Here is a 5809-nt window from a genome sequence, read left to right on the forward strand (position 1 = left end):
GCCAACGGGTTGCCGCCGTCGGCGTCGAACCCCGCGTCGTTCACGGGCAGCAACGTCATCGGCGCGGTCAACCTGACATCCAACGTCAACAACTTCAGCGCGTATTTCACCGATACGTTCAGCGTCACGAAAGCGCTGAGCGTGACGGCCTCGGGCAGCTTCAACTACACGACGCTCAATCAGGGCGGCGCCAACCGGAAATACCTGAACGGAGACGGCGGCTACGCCTGGACGGACGATGTATCGGGCACGTCGTACTACAACCCGGACTACGCCAACGCTTATCGGTATGCGAACTCTGGGTCGGGTGCTGCATCCGCGCCGAACGGCATCCCGGCAGGGGCAGTGGCCGGGCCGGAAACCAACAGCCTGGCCGGCTCACACCACTACCACCGCTTCAATCCCGCACTGGGGTTCAACTACGACCTTGGCAAAGGGCAGGGCCTCTTCGGTAGCTATAGCGAATCGATGCGGGCCCCCACGTCGATCGAACTGTCGTGCGCTGATCCGAACAGCCCGTGCTCGCTGCCCACCGGCTTCAATGGCGACCCGGATCTCAAGGCCGTGGTGGCCAAGACCATCGAGTTTGGCGGGCGTGGCAAGGTGGGCAAATCCACCTACTGGAGTGCATCGGTCTACGACTCGCGGCTGAGCGATGACATCCAGTTCATTGCCACGTCGAACACGCACGGCTACTTCGCCAACGTTGGCAAAACCGAGCGCCGTGGTTTCGAGGTGGGCGCGAGTACGAAGTTCGACAAATGGTCGCTCTCGGCCAACTTCGGTTATGTCGATGCGATCTATAAATCGGCGTTCACCACAGCAAGCGGGCAGAACGTGGTGAGCGGCAACAAGATCCCCGGCATCCCGGCCAAGACGCTCAAGCTCGGCGCGTCGTATGCGTTCAGCCCGAACCTGTCGATGGGCGGGAGCGTGATCCTGGTCAGCAAGCAGATTGCCCACGGCAACGAAAGCAATGCCGACCCGAACGGCACGGTGGCCGGCTACGGCCTCGTCAACCTGAACCTGCACTACAAGCCGACGAAGAACCTCGAGATCTCGGCCTACATCAACAACCTGTTCAACAAGCGCTATTCGACCTACGGCTTGTCGGGCACCACGAGCATCTACACGCTGGCCACGCAGCAGTTCATGACGCCGGCACCGCCGCGCGCGATCTGGATTGGCCTGACCTACGCGTTTGGTGGCAAGGCCTCCAACGCAGACAAGGACTGACCCCCGAGGAAGACACGATCATGCATGCATTCACCTACATCCTCCAGATCGCCACGTTGGTCTGCGTGGGCGCGGTGGCGACCCTGGAGGCGGCCGCCGAGGTGCCCGATCCTCTCGCCTATGTCACCAACCAGGGTGGCGGCGTGACCGTGCTGAATGCCCGTACGTTCAAGCCCCTCGCCGACATTGCCGTGGGAAAGGACCCGCGCGGGCTGGCCATCACGCCCGATGGCCGCTGGCTGCTGACGGCCAACCAGGGCAGCGCCGATGTGTCGGTGGTCGACACGGGCACGCGCAAGGAGATCAAGCGCATCGCGGTCGGCCGCAATGTCGAGTTCATGAGCATCTCGCCGGACGGTCGCCGGGCGTTTGTGACCTACGAACCGTCGTCGGAAGGCGGCCCGCCGGGCAAGAACCCGCCGACCGAGAAGGCGGATAAGGATGACGCCCCTGCCGAAGTGGCCATCATCGACCTCAGTCAATGGGCGGTGGTGGGCCGCATCAAGGCCGCGCGCGAGACCGAGGCCATCGAGTTCTCGCCGGACGGCAAGCGGCTGCTGGTGGCCAATGAAGGCGACAACACGGTGGGTATCTACGACCTGTCCACGTTGAAGCTGATCCAGACGGTGGATGTTGCGCCGTTTGGCAACCGGCCGCGCGGCATCAAGATCGCCCCGGACGCATCGACTTACGTTGTCACGCTGGAAAACTCGAACAACCTGTTGTTGCTTGATGCCACCTTCCAACCGGTCAAGACGGTGCCGACCGAACGCGGCCCGTATGGCTTGGCGTTTGACCGCGACGGCCGCTATTTGTGGGTGGCCGCGAGCCGAGCGGATCAGCTGCAGGTGTTCGATGCCCGTACCTATGCACTGGTGGCGGCCATTCCGGTCGGCAAGCGCTGCTGGCATTTCAGCTTCACGCCGGATGCGCAAAAGCTGCTGCTGGCCTGCGGCCGCTCCAACAGCGTGCAGGTGATCGACCCGCAAAAGCGTGAAGTCGTCGAGACACTCGCGGGCTACAAGGTGCCGTGGGGTGTGGTGACCTATCCAACCTCGGTGGGGAGCCTCGATGCGCCGCGCTGACCGAACCGCAGGCGTGCTCATGCATGGCACGGCCAGGTCGTATTCGGGCCTCCAGATCGCCCTGCATTGGGTGAGCGCCTTGTTGCTGGTCTCGCTGGTCTCGCTGGGCTATTACATGACCAGCCTGGCGAAGGGCGCACCGGGAAAGGCCGCATTGGTGAACCTGCACAAGTCGCTCGGCCTGACGGCGGCGCTGGTGATTGCGTGGCGCGTGATCGTGCGAACGCGCCAGCCAGCACCGCCATCGATTCCCGGGCTGCACTGCTGGGAGACCGAGCTGGCGCGCATCACGCATCGGCTGCTCTACATGTGCATGGTGGTCATGCCGCTCTCGGGCTACCTCGGGTCTTCGTTCAACCAGTACGGCACGCGCTTCTGGGGCGTGCCGCTGCCGCGCTGGGGCTGGGTCGATAACGCACTGCAGCACCTGTTCTACACGCTGCATGGCATGACCGCCTATCTGCTGCTTGGCCTGGTGGTGTTGCATGTTGCGGGCGTGATCAAGCATCAGTGGTTCGACGCGCGCCGGTGCGTGCAGCGCATGTTGCCCGGCCGAGGCGAACGCGCACTGTAGGCCGGCAGCGTCTTCGTTCAACGTGTGTTCGTTGCGCTGTTCCCGCTGTTCCCGCTGTTTGGGCTGTTCCATTTCGCAACAGAACACACGAGGTGTTCCGGTATGGCACGCAACACGGTGCCGCCATCCCCGTGAAGCCGCTGTTTCATGGGGTTTTTCGATGGCACGGGATTTGCCCTGGGTCCACTCGGTGTGACATCACACTGCCGGACCTGGACCATAAAGAGAGAGGTAGAGGAGATAAGAATGAGGACACTACGAGTGATTGCGCTTGCGGCTGCGATGGTGGCTGCAAGTGTTGCCGTACACGCGGCAACGCCCCCCGTCACTGACGCCATGATCGAGAACGACGCGAAATCGTCGGGCGACGTGCTGAGCTGGGGCATGGGCACGCAAGGGCAGCGCTACTCCGCGCTCACCAAGATCAACACGAAGAACGTCAGCCAGCTCGTGCCGGCCTGGTCGTTCTCGTTTGGCGGTGAGAAGCAGCGCGGGCAGGAAGCCCAGCCGTTGATCTACAACGGCAAGATGTTCGTGACGGCGTCGTACTCCCGCATCTACGCGATCGATCTGAAGACTGGCAAGAAGCTGTGGAAGTACGAGCAGCGCCTGCCCGAAGGCATCATGCCGTGCTGTGATGTCGTCAACCGCGGCGCTGCGCTGTACGACAACCTGGTCATCTTCTCGACGCTCGATGCACAGCTGATCGCGCTGAACCAGGACACCGGCAAGATCGTCTGGAAAGAGAAGATCGACGACTACGCTGCCGGCTATTCCAGCACCGCCGCACCGCTGATCGTCAAGGGCATGGTGCTGACCGGCGTGTCGGGTGGCGAGTTTGGCGTGGTGGGCCGTGTCGAAGCGCGTGACGCCAAGACCGGCAACCTGATCTGGTCGCGTCCGACCGTCGAAGGCCACATGGGCTACAAGTACGACAAGGACGGCAACAAGACGGAGAACGGCATGACCGGCACGCTCAACGCCAGTTGGCCGGGCGAGACGTGGAAGACCGGTGGCGCATCGACGTGGCTGGGCGGCACGTACGACCCGAAGACCGGTCTGGCCTATTTCGGCACCGGCAACCCGGGGCCGTGGAACAGCCACATCCGCAAGGGCGACAACCTGTATTCGTCATCGACGCTGGCCATCGACCCTGAATCCGGCAAGATCGTCTGGCACTACCAGAACACCCCGAACGACGGCTGGGATTTCGACGGCGTGAACGAGTTCGTGACGTTCGACATGGACGGCAAGCGCGTGGGTGGCAAGGCCGACCGCAACGGCTTCTTCTACGTGAACGACGCGAAGACCGGCAAGCTGCTCAACGCGTTCCCGTTCGTCAAGGTCAACTGGGCCACCAGCATCGACCTCAAGACCGGCCGCCCGAACTACGCGCCGGACCACCGTCCGGGAGACCCGGCGCAGGCCACGGGTGAAGACAAGAAGGGCAAGTCGGTGTTTGCGGAGCCGGGCTTCCTGGGCGGCAAGAACCAGATGCCGATGGCGTACAGCCCGCAGACCGGCCTGTTCTACGTGCCCGCCAACGAGTGGGGCATGGACATCTGGAACGAGCCGATCAGCTACAAGAAGGGCGCTGCCTACCTGGGTGCCGGCTTCACCATCAAGCCGCTCAATGAGGACTACATCGGTGCACTGCGCGCGATCAACCCGAAGACGGGCAAGATCGAATGGCAGATCAAGAACAATGCGCCGCTGTGGGGTGGTGTGATGACGACCGGCGGCGGCCTGGTGTTCTGGGGCACGCCCGAGGGCTACCTGAAGGCCGCCGACGCCAAGACCGGCAAGGAGCTGTGGGAATTCCAGACCGGCAGCGGCATCGTCGCGCCGCCCGTCACCTGGGAAGACAACGGTGAACAGTTCGTGGCCGTCGTCTCGGGCTGGGGTGGCGCAGTGCCGCTGTGGGGTGGTGAGGTGGCCAAGCGCGTGAACTTCCTGGAGCAGGGTGGTTCGGTCTGGGTGTTCAAGCTGCACAAGAACTAAAGCTGTACCGCGCCGGGTTGTGTGCTCCCAACGGTGTGCAACCCGGCGCGGCCGAGTTACCGCGTCATGGAGTTTGAGAACGTGATCACGCGCAATGGAGTGTTGTCGCTGTTGGCCGTCGTGTCGGCAGCAATCAGTGCGGCGCCCGCCCATGCGGCGCCCGACATGCAGGCCCTGGCCGAGAAGAGTGGTTGCTTTTCGTGCCACGCCATGCACAGCAAGATCGTCGGGCCGGCATTTGCCGATGTGGCCGCCAAGTACAAGGGTGACGCAGAAGCGCCGGCCAAACTGGCGCAGAAGGTGCGCGAGGGCGGCAAGGGCGCATGGGGCCGTATTCCGATGCCCCCGCATCCGAACCTGAAGGAAGACGAAGCGAAGGCCCTGGTGGCCTGGGTGCTGAGCACAGGCTCCTGACCTCGGGCGTCTTTCGCAATGAAGAGGAAGAAGGGCCGGCAGCATCCGGCCCTTCTTCTTTTGTTACGACGGTGTAAGCCGCCGCGAATTGGCATCCGTGCGGAACACGATCGGCACCTCGCCGGTACGGGTGTCCCGCATTTGCCCGAAGCCGTTCATCGCGGCCATCCGGCCTTGCAGCACCACCTTCTGCAGTGCGCCGTGATCGGCGGATTTTCCGCACACCGGGTCCGTACGGGTCGCATCGCCCGTGAGCAGATGGCTCTGGCAGCGGCAGCCGCCGAAGTCCTCTTCGCGCGAGTCGCACGACTGGCACGGCTCGGGCATCCAATGCGTGCCACGAAAACGCTGGAACGCATCGCTGGTCTGCCAGATCTCACGCAGCGGCTGCTGCAGAACGTTGGGCAACTCCAGCCCCGGCAGCATGCGTGCCGAATGACAGGGCAATGCCACACCATCAGGTGCGATCCCCAGGAACGTGGTGCCCCAACCATTCATG

General features: G+C 63.4%; 6 protein-coding genes. 5 read left to right on the forward strand and 1 reads right to left on the reverse strand.

Annotation, left to right across the window (positions count from 1 at the left end; translation table 11 throughout):
• The 5 genes from NG900_RS26370 to NG900_RS26390 form a co-directional block, all read left to right on the forward strand.
• Nucleotides 1-1236, forward strand: a 1236-nt coding sequence (locus NG900_RS26370; protein ID WP_252685336.1) for a TonB-dependent receptor domain-containing protein, incomplete at its 5' end; no start/stop codon positions are given.
• Between the two features lie 20 nt (nt 1237-1256).
• Entirely contained in the window at nt 1257-2321 is a 1065-nt protein-coding gene (locus NG900_RS26375; RefSeq protein WP_252685338.1) for a cytochrome D1 domain-containing protein, read from the forward strand.
• The gene (locus tag NG900_RS26380) at nt 2308-2895 is read left to right on the forward strand and encodes a cytochrome b (protein WP_252685340.1); all 588 of its coding nucleotides are present in this window, start codon (nt 2308-2310) and stop codon (nt 2893-2895) included. Before NG900_RS26375 ends, NG900_RS26380 begins: the two co-directional genes overlap by 14 nt.
• Nucleotides 2896-3141: 246 nt before the next feature.
• Nucleotides 3142-4896, forward strand: a complete 1755-nt coding sequence (locus NG900_RS26385; RefSeq protein ID WP_252685342.1) for a PQQ-dependent methanol/ethanol family dehydrogenase — start codon at nt 3142-3144, stop codon at nt 4894-4896.
• 81 nt (nt 4897-4977) lie between these two features.
• Nucleotides 4978-5310, forward strand: coding sequence for a c-type cytochrome (locus NG900_RS26390; RefSeq protein ID WP_252685348.1), 333 nt, complete (start codon nt 4978-4980; stop codon nt 5308-5310).
• 63 nt (nt 5311-5373) lie between these two features.
• On the opposite strand, the gene NG900_RS26395 is transcribed toward NG900_RS26390, so the two are convergent.
• The coding region (locus tag NG900_RS26395; RefSeq protein ID WP_252685344.1) for an SPASM domain-containing protein at nt 5374-5809 on the reverse strand (436 nt) is incomplete at its 5' end.

This window comes from Ralstonia soli, from assembly GCF_023955655.1.
GTDB lineage: Bacteria > Pseudomonadota > Gammaproteobacteria > Burkholderiales > Burkholderiaceae > Ralstonia > Ralstonia soli.